The organism is Luteolibacter sp. AS25 (assembly GCF_046736275.1).
In the GTDB taxonomy this organism is placed as follows: domain Bacteria; phylum Verrucomicrobiota; class Verrucomicrobiia; order Verrucomicrobiales; family Akkermansiaceae; genus Luteolibacter.
This window is the reverse complement of sequence record NZ_CP151837.1, coordinates 2,894,525-2,911,660: the sequence shown is the minus strand read 5'-3', so window position 1 is coordinate 2,911,660 and position 17,136 is coordinate 2,894,525. Positions and strand designations below refer to the sequence as shown.

Here is a 17,136-nt window from a genome sequence, read left to right as displayed (position 1 = left end):
AGGGGGCAGGTGTATGAGTGATGGAGTGCCGGAATTCGCGGTGGTGGGCCGGGTAAATATGGGGAAGAGCGCGGTGATCGCGACTCTGATGGAGATCGATGACAACGATGTGCTGCGGGTGAGTCCCACGCCGGGGGAGACTACGCGGGCGCAGGCGCACAAGGTGGTTTTCGGTAGGAAAGAGTGTGTGAGGTTTATCGATACTCCGGGGTTTTCACGTCCGGTGGAGGCGATGCGTGCGATCCAGAGGATCCACGGTGAGGGGACTCCGGGGCGGGATTCCTTGCGGAGGTTTGTGCAGGAGGAGGGTGATGATTTCCGGGATGAAAAGAGTTTGCTGGAGCCGCTTTTGGACGGTGCGGGGGTGATGTATGTGGTGGATCCGGGCAGACCGCTGCGGGATGATTTTCTGGCGGAGATGGAAATCCTGAGGTGGACCGGGCGGCCGAGGCTGGCGCTGATGAATTTCCGTGAAGACGGGAACGCCGAGTTCGAGGAGATGTGGAGGGAGAAGCTGGGAAGTGCTTTCAATCTGGTGCGGACCTTCGATGCGCATCAGGCAAAGTATGAGCAGAGACTTTTGCTGATGAAGGCTTTGCTGGAGATCGAAGAGGCAAACCGTGGTCGGTTGGAGGAGACGATTCGCCTGATCGAGATGGAGTGGGATGAGCGGCGGAATGAGGCTGCGGAGGTGGCGCGCGAGTTTTTGGCGGAGGCGCTGGAGCTGAGGGTGCGGGTAAAAATCGACGACAAGGATGAGCGGATGCCGACGAGGCGGAAGCAGAAGGAGGACGAGCTAAAGGTGAAATATTTCGAGCGGCTGAAGAAGCTGGAGCGTAAGTGTTTCGGGAAGTTGCTGGTGATTTACCGGCACCATTTATTGAAGGTCGAGAGCGGGGAGGAGGCTTTCCAGGATATCGATCTGGAGAGTGAGGAGGTTTGGATGAAGTGGGGGTTGAGTCGTGGTCAGCTGGCGATGGTGGGTGCAGCCGCCGGAGCTGCAGGTGGGGTGGCGATCGATGCTGCCACGGGTTTTTTCTCCCACGGAATTTTTACTGCCATTGGTAGTGTGGGTGGCGGTGCTGCAGCGTTTTTCAAGGGTGGTATGTTGCCTGATCTGAAGGTCGATATGCGGGATGGGGTGAAATTTTCCACCGGTGAGACGAAGGAGCTGGTGATGGGGCCGCCGGGGAGTGCGAATTTCCCATGGATTCTGCTGGATGGGGTTTTGGTAAGATATGGGAGAATTCTAGAAAGGGCCCATGGGCGGCGCGATGTGGAGGTGCTGGGTGCGGCGGATGAGGAAGGATATACGAAAAATTTCCCTCAGGAGCGCAGGAAGCTTTTGGGTAAGTGGTTTGTGGATTGTGCGAAGGGAAATCGACCGGTGGGCAAGGATGTGGAGGTGAAAATTCTTTGGGCGCTGGAGGAGGCGATGGGAGAGGTGGGAAAGTGATTCGGTAGGCAAACCTAAAAAGTTCTGGACTTAGTCAAGATCTTGCATGAGTCTCCTCTCGTGCACGATCCAAGTCATCAATTGCGTCAAAACGGAGTAGCGGTCACCGCGCAGAGAATCGCGGTAATCAAGGCTGTTTCATGCCATCAACATTCGACTGCCGATCAAATAGCGGCATCTGTCCGCGAGACGATCGGGACGATTTCCAAGCAGGCGGTTTATGATTCGCTGGCATTGCTAACCGATAAGGGGCTGATCCGCCGGATACAGCCCAGTGGCTCGCCGGCGCTTTTCGAGGGACGGGTGGGTGATAATCACCACCATCTAATTTGCCGGAGGTGTGCGGCGACGGTGGATGTGGATTGTGCCATCGGCGAGGCGCCGTGTCTGCACGCGGCGGAAGATCATGGCTTCAAGATTGATGAGGCGGAGGTGATCTACTGGGGGGTGTGCCCCGATTGCCAAGCGGCTGAATAAATTTTCCAACAAGTATAAACAAAGAACAAACCGACTAAAAAGCATGAGCAACGAATCGAAATGTCCATTTTTCAACCAGGCTGCCCCGAGCGGTGGTGGAACAACCAACGAGGATTGGTGGCCGAATCGCCTTCGGGTCGACCTACTGACCCAGCACTCAGTAAAATCTGACCCGATGGGTGGCGAATTTGACTACGAGAAGGAGTTTGAGAGTCTTGATCTGGAAGCTGTTAAGCAGGATCTGCATGCGTTGATGACAGATTCCCAGAGCTGGTGGCCGGCTGATTTCGGTCACTACGGGCCGTTGTTTATCCGTATGGCATGGCATAGCGCGGGAACCTACCGGACCGGCGATGGCCGTGGGGGTGGTGGACGTGGTCAGCAGCGTTTTGCCCCGCTCAACAGCTGGCCGGACAACGTGAGTCTTGATAAGGCGCGTCGCTTGCTGTGGCCGATCAAGCAGAAGTATGGACGGAAAATTTCATGGGCGGATTTGATGATCCTTACCGGAAATGTGGCATTGGAATCGATGGGCTTCAGAACCTTCGGTTTCGGCGGTGGCCGGGCAGATACCTGGGAGCCGGATGAGGATGTTTACTGGGGCCGTGAAACTACCTGGCTGGGAGGTGACGAGCGTTATGCGCATGGATCCAAAGGTGCGGAAGAGGATCGTGGAACTCTGGTATCCGACGATGATGCGGATGGTGATGTGCATAGCCGCGTGTTGGAAAATCCACTGGCAGCGGTTCAGATGGGATTGATTTATGTGAACCCCGAAGGACCGGATGGAAATCCTGATCCGCTTCTGGCAGCTCATGATATTCGTGAGACCTTTGCCCGGATGGGTATGAATGATGAGGAGACTGTCGCACTGATCGCGGGTGGCCACACATTCGGAAAAACCCATGGCGCAGGACCTGCGGACAATGTGGGCGACGACGCGGAGGCCGCACCTCTTGAGGCGCAGGGCTTCGGCTGGGCAAACAGTTATGGAACAGGTAAAGGTGGCGATACGATCACCAGCGGTCTTGAAGTGACCTGGACCCAGACACCTGCCAAGTGGAGTCATGGATTTTTCCTGAATCTTTTCGAAAACGAATGGGAGCTGACGAAGAGCCCGGCGGGGGCGCACCAGTGGATCGCAAAAGATGCGGCGGAAACAGTTCCGGACGCACATGACTCGACCAAGAAGCACCGCCCGACGATGCTGACTACCGATCTCTCCCTGCGATTTGATCCGGAATACGAGGTAATTTCCCGCAAGTTCCTAGAAAATCCGGATGCGTTCGCGGATGCGTTTGCAAAGGCTTGGTTCAAGCTGACCCACCGTGATATGGGGCCGAAATCCCGTTATCTGGGGCCTGAGGTGCCGGCGGAAGACCTGCTTTGGCAGGATCCGATTCCTGCGGTGGATTATGAATTGGTCGATGCTGCGGATGTGGCTGCACTGAAGGAAAAGATCGCAGGCACCGGCCTGGGTGTTTCCGAGTTGGTTTCCGCTGCATGGGCTTCGGCCTCAAGTTTCCGTGGTTCAGATAAACGCGGCGGTGCCAACGGTGCCCGTGTGCGTTTGGCTCCACAAAAAGACTGGGCGGTAAATGAGCCGGAGCAGTTAGCGAAGGTCATTTCGGCTCTGGAAAGTGTTCAAGCTGAGTTCAATGGCGCACAAGCAGGTGGTAAGAAGGTTTCTCTTGCTGATCTGATCGTGCTCGCTGGTGGCGTGGGCCTTGAAATGGCGGCGAAGGCTGCTGGTCGGGACATTGATGTGCCGTTCACGCCGGGTCGCACCGATGCCAGCCAAGAACAGACGGATGTCGATTCCTTCAGCGAAATGGAGCCGGTGGCGGATGGTTTCCGTAACTATATCGGAGCCCGATTCAGTATCCCTGCCGAGCATTTGCTGATCGATCGTGCGCAACTGCTGACTCTGACAGCTCCTGAACTTACCGTTCTGGTAGGCGGATTGCGGGTGCTCGGTGCAAACGTTGGCAAGGAGGCCGCTGGTGTATTCACCCAACGTTCCGGTCAGCTAACAAATGATTTCTTCATCAACTTGCTGGATATGGGCACTGAGTGGAAATCGATCTCCCCGTGTGGCAATGCATACCTCGGACAGGATCGCGAAAGCGGCCAACCGAAGTGGAGCGGAACAAGATTCGACCTCGTGTTCGGATCGAACTCCGTGCTGCGTGCGGTGGCCGAGGTTTATGCCTGTGCTGATGCGGAAGAGAAGTTCGTGAACGACTTTGTCGCCGCATGGGTGAAAGTGATGGAGCTGGATCGGTTTGACCTGAAGAAATAGATCTGACTCAGGATTTCCCCCCCGGAGAGCGGCCTGCTGTGAATTTTTCACGGCGGGCCGTTTTTCTTGGCTTGAAAGAGTATTGCTTTCTGGATGGCGAAAGTTTTCACTCTGCGCCCCAACATTTTCTACCACTTTGAAAGCTCACCAAATCTTTACTGAAATCGATCCGGCCGTTGTTACTGAAATGTTCGATTGGTTCCGCGCCAACGATCGTAACGTTTATAAGTCAGTAGTTTCCACTCTCGCGGCAGAGCGGAAAGTGCGTCCGGTTTTCGTCCAGAAGAAATCCCTGAAAGACCAATATGCGTGGATTCAGAAGACGCTTCAGATCAAATCCTCCGATGCGGTGGGCGAGCAGGTGATGCAATCCTACCTCATGGCCGGCCAGCAGAAGATGCTGGGAATGTTCTGCGACGGTGTAGGCATTGAGCATGACGGCAATGGCTCTGTGACCGGTGAACTCCCGGAGGAGCTGGACAAAGCGCAACTTGACGAGACCGTTGATAAGCTCGTTGACGTTTTTGACCCGAAAATTTTCACCATGTATCTTCTTTGCTTCAACATGCAGGTGCCGGGTGGATACCCGGGCCTTGTCGAGAAGCTTGAGTCCGACGAGCGCCTGACTCTGGCGTAGATCCATTTACCCACTATGCCGCGAGTTTACCTAAAGACCTACGGGTGCCAGATGAACGAACGTGACACCGAACAGGTGGCGCGGATGTTCACGGAAGGCGGCTACACGCTTACGAAATCGGAATTCGATGCGGATGCGATTCTGATCAATACGTGCTCCGTGCGTGATCAGGCGGAGCAGAAGGCTCTGGGGAAAATGGGTATTCTGGGCAAGCAGCGGCGGAAGCGCTCGCATGTGGTCTATGGTTTCATGGGCTGTATGGCCCAATCCCGCGGGCAGGAGCTTTTCGAACAGATTCCGCACCTGGATGTGGTGGTGGGCACGCAGAAATATCACAAGGTATTCGAGCATGTGGATGGAATCCTCAAGCAGCGGCTGGAAGCGAGGATGGATAATCCCGAGTTTTCCCTGAAGGGGACTTCTGTGTGCGATACTGCGGAGGAGGTGGATTCCCAGAATACGATCCGCGATCATCTGGAGAAGTCCCAGAATTCATCGGCATTCGTATCAATCATGCAGGGCTGCAACATGCGCTGCTCATTCTGTATCGTGCCGGATACACGCGGGAAAGAGCGCGGGCGGCCGATTGTAGATGTGGTGAAGGAGGTGGAGTTTCTTGCGCGCCAGGGTGTTAAGGAAATTACCCTGCTCGGGCAGATTGTGAATCTCTACGGGCGCACCGAATTTCCGAAAATCGACGGGAAGTCGCCATTTGTTCAGCTGTTGGAAGCTGTGCATGAGGTGGAGGGAATCGAGAGAATCCGTTTCACATCGCCGCATCCGATCGGGTATCGCGATGATCTGGTGGCGGCATTTACTTATCTGCCGAAGCTGATGTCCCACATACATTTCCCGATGCAGAGCGGATCCGATAGGATTCTGAAAGCGATGCGCCGGCCGTATAAGAATGAGAAATTCATCGAAATCTGCGAGAAGATGAAGGCTGCCCGGCCTGATCTGGCGATTACAACGGATATTATTGTAGGTTTCCCCGGCGAGACCGAGGAGGATTTCCAGGCTACGATCGATACAGTGGAGCGTCTCGAGTTCGATAATGCATTCGTTTTCCGCTACTCCAAGCGTAAGGATACGCCCGCTGCGGAAATGGAAGACCAACTTCCTGAAACGGTGAAGGAAGAGCGCAACCAGCGGCTGCTGGAGGTGGTGAATCGACTGGCGAAGGAGAAGACGAGCGCGATCGTCGGGACTGTCCAGAAGGTCTTTTGTGAAGGAGCTTCAAAGAATAATCCGGACACGCTCAGCGGAAGAACTCCGCAGAATAAGATCGTGATTTTCGAGGGCGATAAGGAGCGGCTGACCGGAGAAATTCTGGAGGTAAAAATCGAGAGTGCCAATGATTTCACTGCTTACGGAACTCCTGTTTTAGTGGGAGTCTAATGCGAGAAACGGAAAAGTCTGCCGTGACGAATCACGACAGACTTGGGTCTAAACAGCAGATGCAAAAAGCTTAGAAGCGATAGGTAAGTTTCGCTTGGACGGTGTGGAAGAAGAAGTCCTCCTCTGAGCCACGGACGTTGGTTGAACCTGCCGCAGTGGCGAACGGGCCGTTGTTGAAGCTGGTATTGAAGTCACTATCGCCAAAGCTGGTGAAGAGATACTCCATGGTGAGTGACCAGTTTTGTGTGATTCTGGTTTCCACGCCAGCGCCTGCTACCCAGCCGAGGTCACCATCGGCATCTCCGGTGGATGTGCCGTTCGGGTTGTTCGAGTTGAAAGCATATTCAGGATCGCCGTAGGCGAGACCACCAGTGATGTAGACGAGGGTGCGGTCTGTTACCAGATAACCGGCCCGCAATCTGAGGGTGGAAAGGTTTTCAATGGTACGTTCCTCCCGGTAAAAGGCAGGTGTTGAGGAGAACCCGTTCTGGGATTCGAGAATATCGGTGTGGTTGTAGTCAAGGATGGCACCGAGGACGAAGCGATCAAATTGCTGATCGTATCCGAGAAGCACACCGTATGAGAGTGCATCGTCGAACTCATGTCCGAAATTGTTTCCAAAAGCGCCAGTTCCGGGTGCTTCACCAAAAGGAACAGTGTCCCCGAAGTTCCCGTCGAGGTTGGAGTCAAGAACCAGGCCGTCATCCGTTTCGGTTTTGAAGTTCAGGCCGACTTGGGCGCCAAGGTAGAATCCTGTCCAGTTCCAGGTTGGTTCCATAGGAGGGGCCTGGGTCATCATTGGTTCTCCGGCGAAGGCGAAGCCGGATGCGATTCCGCAAGCGGCGAGGGTGGCAATGGATGTTTTCATATCGATTTTTATTCGGGGTTAGTTCTGATGTGTCGCGTTTTGCGAACATCGACCAGAATAGGTCCGAAGGATCGGTAATCGATGAATTTGTCTTACAGAGAGGCTGTTATGACGAATAGGGATATATTAATCACGTTTTTGAAAGCGGTTGTTATTCCTGAAAATTGAAAACAAAAAAGCCGCAGCCAAGTGAATGGCTGCGGCGAATCTTTGGAATCTGTTTCTAAGCGGAGATCAGAGGGTGCGGCCGGCGATCTCGGCGAGGAGGTCGTCGATGAACTGCTGACGCGGCTTGATGATCGGCTTTTCCTCACCACGTATGCGGACAGCGATGGTACCTTCCTCGACTTCGCGCTGGCCGAGAACGGCCATGTTCGGGATGCGCTCGAGACGGGCGTTGCGAATTTTTGCTCCGACTTTGTCCGATGAGCGATCCACTGTGCAGCGAATGCCAAGGTCTGCCAGTTCGGTGGCGAGTGCGTTGGCTTCGTCGAGTGTTTTGTCCGAGATCGGGAGGATACGGAGCTGCTCCGGAGCAAGCCATGTCGGGAATTTGCCCTCGAAGTGCTCGATGAGAAGTCCGGTGAATCGCTCGAGCGAGCCGAATGGCGCGCGGTGGATCATGACCGGGACGTGTGGCTTGTTGTCCTCGCCGACGTAGGAGAGATTGAAGCGGACAGGAAGGTTGTAATCAACCTGGACGGTTCCGAGCTGCCAATCACGGCCGATGACGTCTTTTACGACGAAGTCGATTTTCGGGCCGTAGAAGGCGGCTTCTCCGATTTCTTCGGTATAGTCCACGCCGAGAGTCTGCACGGCGTTGCGGATGGCTGCTTCTGCTTTATCCCAGTTCTCAGGCTCGCCGACGTATTTGTCTGATTCCGGATCCCGTAGGGAAAGGCGGACGCGGTAGTCGTTCATTCCGAGGGTGGTGAGAACTTTTTTCACGAGATCAAGGCAGCCGATGAGCTCTTCAGCGACTTGGTCGGGTGTGCAGAAGATGTGGGCGTCGTCCTGCGTAAAGCCGCGGACGCGAGTCATGCCGCCGAGTTCACCGGATTGCTCCCAGCGGTAAACGGTGCCGAATTCGGCAAGGCGGACTGGAAGGTCACGGTAGGAGTGGTGATCGCTGTCAAAAATTTTGATGTGATGTGGGCAGTTCATCGGCTTGAGCAGGTAACCTTCGTAGGTGCCTTGCTCGAGGCCGTTGATGAGTGTGGCGCAGCTGGCATCCTCATCGGCAAGTTTCTCAAGGGTATCGCGCTCGGCGATGGGTGCGAACTGGCTTTCCTGATAATAAGGGAAATGGCCGGAAGTGCGGTATAGATCGAGTTTGCCGATATGGGGGGTGAAGACCTGGGAGTAGCCTTGTTTGTCTAGCTCCTGGGTGATGAATTCCTGGAGTGCGCGGCGGACGAGTGCGCCTTTTGGTTTCCAGAGGATGAGGCCCTGGCCTACCGCTTCATCGATGTGGAAGAGTCCGAGTTCGCGGCCGAGCTTGCGGTGATCGCGTTTTTTCGCTTCTTCCAGACGTGTGAGGTGGTTTGCAAGGTCATCTTTGTTCTCGAAAGCGGTGCCGTAGAGACGCTGAAGCTGGCCTTTTGACTCGTCTCCCATGTAGAAAGAGGAAGAGACGGACATGACTTTCACGTTTTTGCACTTGGATGTGTAGCCAACGTGCGGGCCGGCGCAGAGATCGATGAACTCACCGTTCTGGAAGCAGGAGATTTGTTCGCCTTCCGGAATTTTATCGATGAGGTCGAGCTTGAAGCGTGAAGGGTTGCCCGGGCGCTCTGTGAGGCCGCCGAGTCTGCCGGATTCCGCCATGGCTTTGGCTTCCTCACGGGAAATCGCCTTGTATTCGAACTTCTGGTTTTCCTTGGCAATTTTCTTCATCTCCGCCTCGATTTTCTCGAAATCGTCGGGGGTGATGCGGTGCTTCATTTCGAAATCGTAGTAGAAGCCATTTTCGACAGGAGGACCGTAGGCGAACTGTGCGTCCGGCCAGATTCTGAGGATGGCGGTGGCCATGACGTGCGCGGCGGAGTGGCGCACACGCTCAAGGTCTGTCATCTGGGCTCGTTCGTCTAAGGTCTTGCGTTCGGACATTGGGCGGCTTTTGAAGCAGGGATTGGGGCGCAAGTCAACTGTGTGCGAGCGCTGGAGCGATGTCTTGTGAGGGCCCTGATTAGCGAATTTCCCGGATTTGAGCGGGTGTGAGGTATTGAAGTGCTTTCTTGGAATCGGTGCGGGCGTAGGCGTTGACTTTGGTGGCTTGCTCCGGGCTGAGTTCAAGTTTTGCAAACGGGGTGCCCTGAAGTTGTTTCTTCTGATCGCTGGCGGGAGCAGGTCGATAAGCGGATGTGAGCTGTTGGGCGCCCTTGAGCTCCGCCGGATTATCCAGGTAAACGGCGCTGGCTACTCCCTCTGATTTTGCCTTTTTGGTGATTTCCGCGATGGTGGTGCGGGTCGGATCAAATTCGACGAGAGTGACTTCGCGTCCGTCGAAAAATCCGGCTTCTGTGCGAGTGACTCCCTTGATTGCGCCGATCTTCATTTCGCCGGTCCAGAAGCAGTGCTGGCAAAGTGCGAGCCGGGAGGTTTTCGGCGGATTGGCAGCCTGTGTGCGGCCAGCTTTTTCTAGAGCTGCTTCCATACGCGGGATGAGCTCGGCAGCTGTCCAGATCCGATCCTTGCGGGGGATAAGGTCTTTTCCTTCGGAGTCGAGGAAGCGGACGACTTGAAAGTTCCACGCTGGCTCATTGTATTTTCTGAGAACTTCAGCATCTTTCCCTCCCTTGTTGTTGTGGATGAGTAGTGGAACGAAATTCTTTTCGATGGTTTCAACGATTCCGTTGTCTGAAAGGACGTCTTTGCCAAATTGTTTGCAGCCGGCGCAGCCCGGGACTTCCTGAAAGAGTGCAAAAATGGGTTTTCCGGTTTCCTTCGAAAGGTTCAGGGCTGCGGGGAGGTCCCTGTTCCAGGATACTTTTCCCACTTCAATAGGATTGTCAGTGGCTGCACGACAGGAATTGATGGCCAATGTAAATAGGAGTAGCGGAAATATTTTCATGTAGGTGGGAGTGCATGTTCGGGGACTTATTCCGCCTTGATGGAAAAGTGATGATGGGATTGGACGAGCTGGGTGATTTGTGGAACAAGTCCGCGAGATGTTACTCGCTACTGTATTTCTGATTGTTGGCTTTGTGTTGCTGGTTTTCGCTGCGGATTACCTTGTGAAGGGAGCGGCCAGTATTGCAGCAGCAGTGGGGGTTTCCCCATTGGTGGTTGGGCTGACGGTTGTAGCGTTTGGGACCAGTGCTCCCGAGTTGGCCGTTTCTGTGGCTTCGGCATTCAAGGGGCAGGCTGATCTGGCGGTGGGAAATGTGATTGGGAGTAATATTTTCAACATCCTCGTGGTGGTGGGGATCTCGGCCCTGATCATTCCCATGGTGGTGCACAAGCAGCTGATCCGGCTGGATGTCCCGGTGATGATTTTCCTCTCGGTGCTACTTTATCTGCTGTCGATGGACGGTCTGATTTCACGCTTGGATGGGGTAATCCTTTTCGCGATGGCAATCGGGTATGTCTTATTACTACTTTGGAAATCCAAACACGGTGGCGAAGCTCCGGGTGCGGACGAGCTAGAGGGTCTGTTGGAGCCCGGAGGTGATCCGAAATGGCTGAAAAATATTTCCCTGATAGTTCTCGGGATGGCGGGGTTGACGCTGGGGTCGAATCTTTTAGTCAGGGGTGCGGTGGAGATTGCCACCTATTTCGGGGTTTCCGAGCTGGTGATCGGGTTGACGATTGTGTCCGTGGGTACATCCCTTCCCGAGGTAGCTACTTCCGTGATGGCTGCGGTGAGGGGAGAGCGGGATATTGCGGTGGGTAATGTGGTGGGAAGCAATATTTTCAATATCGTCACGGTTCTGGGGCTCTCCTCGATTGTGGCACCGAGCGGGATAGGGGTTGCGAAAGAGGCTCTGGATTTCGATATGGTGTTTATGATCGCGGTAGCGGTAGCGGCATTTCCGGTTTTTTTCCTGGGCTATCGTGTCGGGCGCGTCAGTGGTTTCCTCTTTGTTGCGTTTTACATTGCCTATGTGGCTTATCTGCTGCTCCAGTCCGCAGGAAGCGGGCTCTTTCCTGCGTATCGGGAAGCCGTTCTTTATTACGTTTTCCCTGCTACACTGGTGGTCCTTCTAGTCGTCTTGGTGAGGGCCATCTTTCAGAGAAAAAACCTCGCCTAGACATTTCCAATCATCCGTCTAGGTTTTCCCACCCGGAAAAATGCTTACCGGAAGACACCTACCATGTCCGAATCTCCTAAAAATACTCCGCCACCCGCCAATCCGAAACGTCCATCCGGTGACGGCAATGGTTTCAATTGGCGCGTTTTCGCGCTTTTCAGCCTCGCAATCCTAATTCTTGGTATCGCATTTCTGAAGCCTCTGGATACGAAAGCTACTTCAATGAGCTATTCGGAATTCCGGACAGCGCTTGATCAGGAGCGAATCGTAACAGACAAGCCGAGCGAGCAACCGCTTAAGGTTGTAACCAGCGATAGCGCCTACGATGCAAAGATCACCGGTTTCATCAAACCGGCACTGGAAAAGCCTTCTGAATCCGAGCAGCAGTTCAGACAGGAAGACTTCAGTGTGATTTTATCAGCCGAAGAGGTCACCGAGATCCTCGGTGATTCCATCGCGGTGGAACAGATTTCAGGTGCTGTCGAAGCTCCAGTCGATGGCGCGCTAAAGCCGCTTTCCGTGGCAGAATTCAGAAAGTCCATTGCTTTGGGCGAAGTTGGCTTGGGTGATACCGAGAATAGCTTGCGTGTCCTGAGCAATCCCACAAACGAAAAACTAGTAGTGGTTGGCACGCGCAAGGTGATCACCAACATGCTGGTGCCGAAGGATGCGGATGGAAAAGTGATCCCGGCTACCCCGTTTTCGGTAACAGTTTCGACTACAATTCTTGGCTCGGAGCTCCAAAGTCTCCTGAAAGGCAAAGCGCAGTATGAAAGGAAATCCGACTACCTCGGAAAAGCTCTCTTCACGTTCCTGCCGTTCCTTCTCATCATTCTTCTTCTTTTCTTCCTCTTCCGCCAACAGATGAAATCCGCGGGCCGTGGTGCGATGTCCTTCGGGAAATCCAAGGCCCGCTTGCTCACAATGGACCGCAACAAGGTCACCTTCAAGGATGTGGCTGGTATTCAGGAAGCGAAGGAAGAGCTTTTCGAGATCGTTGATTTCCTGAGAGACCCGAAAAAGTTCCAGAAACTTGGCGGATCAATTCCAAAAGGCGTGTTGATGGTCGGTTCTCCGGGAACAGGTAAAACACTTCTTGCCCGTGCGATCGCCGGTGAGGCGGATGTTCCTTTCTTCTCCATCTCCGGCTCAGACTTTGTGGAAATGTTTGTGGGTGTGGGTGCTTCCCGCGTCCGCGATATGTTCGAGCAGGGTAAAAAGAATGCACCGTGTTTGATTTTCATCGATGAGATCGATGCAGTGGGCCGCCATCGCGGTCACGGAATGGGCGGAGGTCATGATGAGCGTGAGCAAACGCTCAACCAGTTGCTGGTGGAGATGGATGGTTTCGATACCCAGGAAGGTGTCATCATCATTGCTGCTACAAACCGTCCTGACGTTCTGGACCCTGCACTTCTCCGTCCAGGCCGTTTCGACCGCCAGGTAACAGTTTCCCTTCCAGATGTGAATGGCCGCGAGGAAATCCTCCGTGTTCACGTGAAGAAAATCAAACTGGCTGCAAATACGGACCTAGCAACAATCGCACGTGGAACTCCTGGTTTCTCCGGTGCCGAGCTGGCAAACCTTGTCAATGAGGCTGCCCTTCTTGCCGCCCGCAAGGGTATGACTTCTGTGACAATTGCAGAGATGGAAGAGGCACGGGATAAAGTCCGCTGGGGCCGTGAGCGCCGCTCGCTGGCAATGTCCGACAAGGAAAAAATCGGCACAGCCTGGCACGAAGCGGGTCATGCCTATCTGAACATGATCCTTCCGCACACCCATCCGTTGCATAAGGTGACAATTATCCCACGGGGTCCTTATCTGGGTGCTACAATGTATCTTCCGGATGGCGACCAATATTCCACCCAGAAGAAGGAGGCTCTTGCTAATCTCATCGTGACCATGGGTGGCCGGATTGCTGAAGCCTTCCACTCTGATGATGTTTCCAACGGTGCCTCCGGCGATATCCGCCAGGCAACTTCACTTGCGCGGAACATGGTCTGTGAGTGGGGCATGTCCGATGAACTCGGTATGGTAGAATACGGAGAGGGTGATAGCCCGGTGTTCCTTGCTCGTGACATGAACAAGAGCCGCAATTACTCGGAAGAGACTGCGCGCGTGATCGATGGTGAGATCAAGAAATTCATCGACAATGCCTTTGAAGAAGCGACCCGCCTGCTTAATGAAAACAAAGATGTGGTGGAGAAAATCGCTCTGGCATTGCTTGAGTTTGAAACCCTCGATGCCAAGCATCTTCAGGACATCATTGATTTCGGTGAAATGAAGAATCCGCCGAGTGCGCCTACACCACCTCCAATTCCCGATGACCTTTCCAAAAAGCCGGTGACGAAAAAGCCGGAGGAAGATAAGCCGGAAGACGATGGCCCGATGCCGGGCGTGGTTGGTGCTCCAGCCTAAGTGAAATCTTAAAAATCAGGGCGGGGTGCGTTTCATGCACCCCGCCCTTTTTTATGATGTTTCAAAAGTATCGTTCACCTGTCGGGAAATTCCGGTAGGTGAAACTACAACCAATGGGCAACCCGTTCCGCGGCTCGCTTGTGCGTGCCTTCTTTTCCAAGGAGGGAACTGACCTCAGCCATTTTCGCCACCAAGGCTTCGCGTTTTGTATCATTTGAAAGGTGGTCCTTCACCCATGCGCCTACCTCGGGTGGCTCGGCCTTATGCTGGATGAATTCCTCCACAACTTTTTCGCCGGCCAAGATGTTAACGATGCCGATGTATTTGATCTTCACTAGAAGGCGCCCGAGAAAGTATGTGCTGGCTGCCATTTTATACACCAGACAGTAAGGGAGGCCCAGCACTGCGGCTTCCAGGGTGGCGGTTCCGCTGGCGACAATGCCACATGTGGCACGTTTCATGAGATTGTGGCTGCCACCATCGGTGAGGGTGAGATATCCACCCACTCCGGCGGTAGAAATCATCTCGCGCATGGTTTTTGCTAGCTTCGGCGTGGCGGCGGGAACCTCAAACGATAGATCCGGGCGCCAAGTGTGTAGCGCTTTGGCCGTCTCTATCATCATTGGGAAGAGTTTGGAAATTTCCCGTTCACGGCTACCGGGGAAGAGTCCGACGAGTGCCTGCTCGCGTGTAACCTGTATGTTCTCGGATGCGAGTTCATCGACCAAAGGATGACCAACGTGTGTTGTGAGCAGGCCGGCATCCTGGAATATGGGTTTCTCGAAAGGGAAGAGGCATAGCATCTCGTCGAGAAGATCGACCATCTTCGGGATGCGTTTTTTATTCCAAGCCCAGACCTGTGGGCTGATGTAATAGACCAGTTTGGTATCAGGGAGTTCCTTTTTTACAGCGGCTGCGAACCTGAGGTTGAAGCCTGGATAGTCAACGAGTAGAAGAACCTCCGGCTTCAGACGCTTGATCTCACCGAGCATTTCGGCGAAGCGCTCCTTGAACCAGCCGTAGCGTTTCAGGACTTCGATCACGCCCATGACTGCGGCATCTTCCACCCAGTTCACAGCGTTTCCATTGCTGATTTCATGGATCTCCGGTCCGCCAACTCCGTAGATTTCCAGATTTTTCTCTGTGGTTTTGAGTTCTCTTAAAAGACCGGCACCATGTGCGTCACCGCTCATTTCTCCCACGATGACATAGATTCGTTTCACGGAAAAAAACCTACCCAATCCATGCCTTGCGCTTCAACCTCCAATGCAGCGGATGTCATTTCGTAAAAATATTTTAATAAACCCACCTACAGATACGTATAAAACCCTATGAAGCTATTTATGACACTTCTCGGCATGGTCGCCGCTGGCATTCTCGGCTATTCGCTCGAGCCGGAGCTGAGGTTTCAACTAACAGGTGTCAGTCCGGAAGCGGAAAAAGCACCTGAGCCTAAGCATATCACCATAGAGATAGGTGACAGCTCCGCCAACAAGATAGACCCAGCTACCTTCCCGGTTGAACAGTTGCCGAAGAAGGTTCTTCTGAAATCTGACGCTGAAATAGCGGACACTAACTCGGGAATCAAGATGACTATTACTGCGGGCAATCAGGTGGATCTCATCAGGCTTGACGGGCAGGATGTGGTAATCAGTCCCGGCTCGGCGACACTCGAAGGCCGGGTTCCTTATTCTCAAACAGATCTTTTGGAGCAGCTGGGCACGATCAGGATGGCCCCCCGGGTAGGGAAGATGCCAGATGCAGAGACCGAGGTGGAAGTAGAGCCCAAGGTGGAAGCAGATCCTAAGGTAGATGTGGTGCCAGAGATGAATCCAGTGCCGCAACCTGAGCCTCAATCCGCGGGGTCCAACGATGTCGTGGAAATCATGAAGGCGAGTATCAAGGCGGGTCAGATCAAGGAGTTTTCCTTTGATCAGGTCAGTGAGTGGCAGGAGAATGAGGGGGACGAAGTGATCGATGGCGAAACCTACAGGACCGGCGTGGCGTCGTATGAGGGTGAAACGGTTTTCGGTATCAAAACTCTCAAAGCGAAAGCACTTATCCGGAACGGGAAGCTGGAGCGTTGGGTTTATGAGAAGAGCGGAATGGAAATTAAGTGATCCGGCTGCGATTCGTATTCTGAATTTTTGTGACTAATCGCGAAGCAATATTAACCCTGAATCTGCTTCCCGGCATAGGACCGGTGCGGATTACCAGGCTGTTGGAATCCTTTGGTCGTGCTGAGGCAGTGCTCACCGCGGGGGCAAACCGACTGCAACGGGTGGACGGTATCGGGCCTGAGACTGCGAAGCTGATCGCCGGTTGGGAGGATCACGCGGATCCGTTCAAAGAACTCCAGGAGGCGAAGGAGCGGGGGATTGCCATCGTCACCCAGGATGATGATTCCTACCCGAAACATCTGCTGCAGGCATATGATGCTCCGATCCTGCTCTATGTTTGGGGTGAAATTTTGCCGAGGGATAAACATGCCATCAGTGTGGTAGGCTCCCGCCGGACAACTTCATATGGCGTAAATGCGACGAAGAAGCTGACTTATCAACTGGCCCATGCAGGGTTCACAATTGTATCCGGTCTAGCACGTGGGATAGATACCGCGGCACATGAAGCGGCACTAGCAGCGAAGGGGAGGACTATTGCGGTGATTGGCTCCGGATTGGGTAAACTCTATCCTCCGGAAAATCTTCTACTCGCGGAGAAAATTGCAAATGGCCAGGGAGCCGTGATTTCCGAGTTTCCGCTCCATCGCTCCCCGGACAAGCAGACGTTTCCCATGCGCAATCGGATTGTGGCAGCATGGTGCCAGGCTGTTCTGGTCACGGAATGTCCGGCTTGGTCCGGCTCATTGATTACCGCAAATTTGGCTTCGGAGTATGGAAAGCCGATTTTCGCCGTTCCAGGGCAGATCGACAAGCCCTCTTCGGCTGGCTGTCATCAGTTGATACGGGATGGTGCCACTCTGGTGGCGGATGCCTCACATATCATTGACGATATGGGTGAGCTTCCATTTTCCGGCCGGATGGATGCCGGGCCTGAAAAGGCCAGCGAGCTTCCGGAGCTACCAACAGAGGAGTTGGCTGTTTATTCGGCGATGGGGGAGGGTGATGAGATGCCGGTTGATCGGCTGATTCAGGTGACAGGGTTGCCATCATCAGCCGTTACCGCGGCACTCCTTAAGCTTGAATTACGTAGGCTTATAAGGCCGCTTCCGGGCTTTCGGTTTATTAAGCGATAGCAAACCGATTTTCGTTTCCTCCTTGCATCACGGGGATATCCCTGCCTAGTCCAGTCCAGAGACATTTCAGTTTC

The 17,136-nt window shown here is 54.0% G+C and carries 13 protein-coding genes; 9 read left to right on the top strand and 4 right to left on the bottom strand.

Annotation, left to right across the window (positions count from 1 at the left end; genetic code table 11):
- The first annotated feature begins 13 nt into the window (after positions 1-13).
- From AAGA79_RS13385 to miaB, 5 genes are all read left to right on the top strand, one after another.
- Entirely contained in the window at positions 14-1,456 is a 1,443-nt protein-coding gene (locus AAGA79_RS13385; RefSeq protein ID WP_411826313.1) for a DUF3482 domain-containing protein, read from the top strand.
- A gap of 60 nt (positions 1,457-1,516) precedes the next feature.
- On the top strand, positions 1,517-1,933 hold the full coding sequence (locus tag AAGA79_RS13380; protein ID WP_411826312.1) for a Fur family transcriptional regulator: 417 nt from the start codon (positions 1,517-1,519) through the stop codon (positions 1,931-1,933).
- Positions 1,934-1,976: 43 nt separating this feature from the next.
- A complete protein-coding gene (katG, locus tag AAGA79_RS13375) occupies positions 1,977-4,235 on the top strand; it encodes a catalase/peroxidase HPI (protein WP_411826311.1) in 2,259 nt (752 codons plus the stop codon).
- 136 nt (positions 4,236-4,371) lie between these two features.
- Complete coding sequence (locus tag AAGA79_RS13370; RefSeq protein WP_411826310.1) at positions 4,372-4,872, top strand: hypothetical protein; 501 nt, start codon at positions 4,372-4,374, stop codon at positions 4,870-4,872.
- A 15-nt stretch (positions 4,873-4,887) separates the two neighbouring features.
- Complete coding sequence (gene miaB / locus AAGA79_RS13365) at positions 4,888-6,270, top strand: tRNA (N6-isopentenyl adenosine(37)-C2)-methylthiotransferase MiaB (RefSeq protein ID WP_411826309.1); 1,383 nt, start codon at positions 4,888-4,890, stop codon at positions 6,268-6,270.
- A 70-nt stretch (positions 6,271-6,340) separates the two neighbouring features.
- On the opposite strand, the gene AAGA79_RS13360 is transcribed toward miaB, so the two are convergent.
- From AAGA79_RS13360 to AAGA79_RS13350, 3 genes are all read right to left on the bottom strand, one after another.
- Positions 6,341-7,138, bottom strand: a complete 798-nt coding sequence (locus AAGA79_RS13360; RefSeq protein ID WP_411826308.1) for an outer membrane protein — start codon at positions 7,136-7,138, stop codon at positions 6,341-6,343.
- A 234-nt stretch (positions 7,139-7,372) separates the two neighbouring features.
- On the bottom strand, positions 7,373-9,247 hold the full coding sequence (gene thrS / locus AAGA79_RS13355; RefSeq protein WP_411826307.1) for a threonine--tRNA ligase: 1,875 nt from the start codon (positions 9,245-9,247) through the stop codon (positions 7,373-7,375).
- Between the two features lie 79 nt (positions 9,248-9,326).
- Positions 9,327-10,211: a VPGUxxT family thioredoxin-like (seleno)protein, type 2 gene (locus tag AAGA79_RS13350; protein ID WP_411826306.1), complete on the bottom strand. Its 885-nt coding sequence runs from the start codon at positions 10,209-10,211 to the stop codon at positions 9,327-9,329.
- Positions 10,212-10,308: 97 nt separating this feature from the next.
- Between AAGA79_RS13350 and AAGA79_RS13345 the strand changes: the two genes are divergently transcribed.
- Together AAGA79_RS13345 and ftsH are read left to right on the top strand one after the other, a co-directional pair.
- Complete coding sequence (locus AAGA79_RS13345; RefSeq protein ID WP_411826305.1) at positions 10,309-11,391, top strand: calcium/sodium antiporter; 1,083 nt, start codon at positions 10,309-10,311, stop codon at positions 11,389-11,391.
- Between the two features lie 63 nt (positions 11,392-11,454).
- Positions 11,455-13,809, top strand: coding sequence for an ATP-dependent zinc metalloprotease FtsH (gene ftsH, locus AAGA79_RS13340; RefSeq protein ID WP_411826304.1), 2,355 nt, complete (start codon positions 11,455-11,457; stop codon positions 13,807-13,809).
- Between the two features lie 104 nt (positions 13,810-13,913).
- On the opposite strand, the gene lpxB is transcribed toward ftsH, so the two are convergent.
- Positions 13,914-15,032, bottom strand: coding sequence for a lipid-A-disaccharide synthase (gene lpxB / locus AAGA79_RS13335; protein ID WP_411826303.1), 1,119 nt, complete (start codon positions 15,030-15,032; stop codon positions 13,914-13,916).
- Positions 15,033-15,140: 108 nt separating this feature from the next.
- On the opposite strand from lpxB, the gene AAGA79_RS13330 reads away from it, so the two are divergent.
- Positions 15,141-15,929 carry a hypothetical protein gene (locus AAGA79_RS13330; RefSeq protein WP_411826302.1) on the top strand — a complete coding sequence of 263 codons (789 nt, stop codon included), beginning with the start codon at positions 15,141-15,143 and terminating at the stop codon, positions 15,927-15,929.
- Positions 15,930-15,958: 29 nt separating this feature from the next.
- Positions 15,959-17,062: a DNA-processing protein DprA gene (gene dprA, locus AAGA79_RS13325; RefSeq protein ID WP_411826301.1), complete on the top strand. Its 1,104-nt coding sequence runs from the start codon at positions 15,959-15,961 to the stop codon at positions 17,060-17,062.
- The last annotated feature ends 74 nt before the right edge of the window (positions 17,063-17,136 follow it).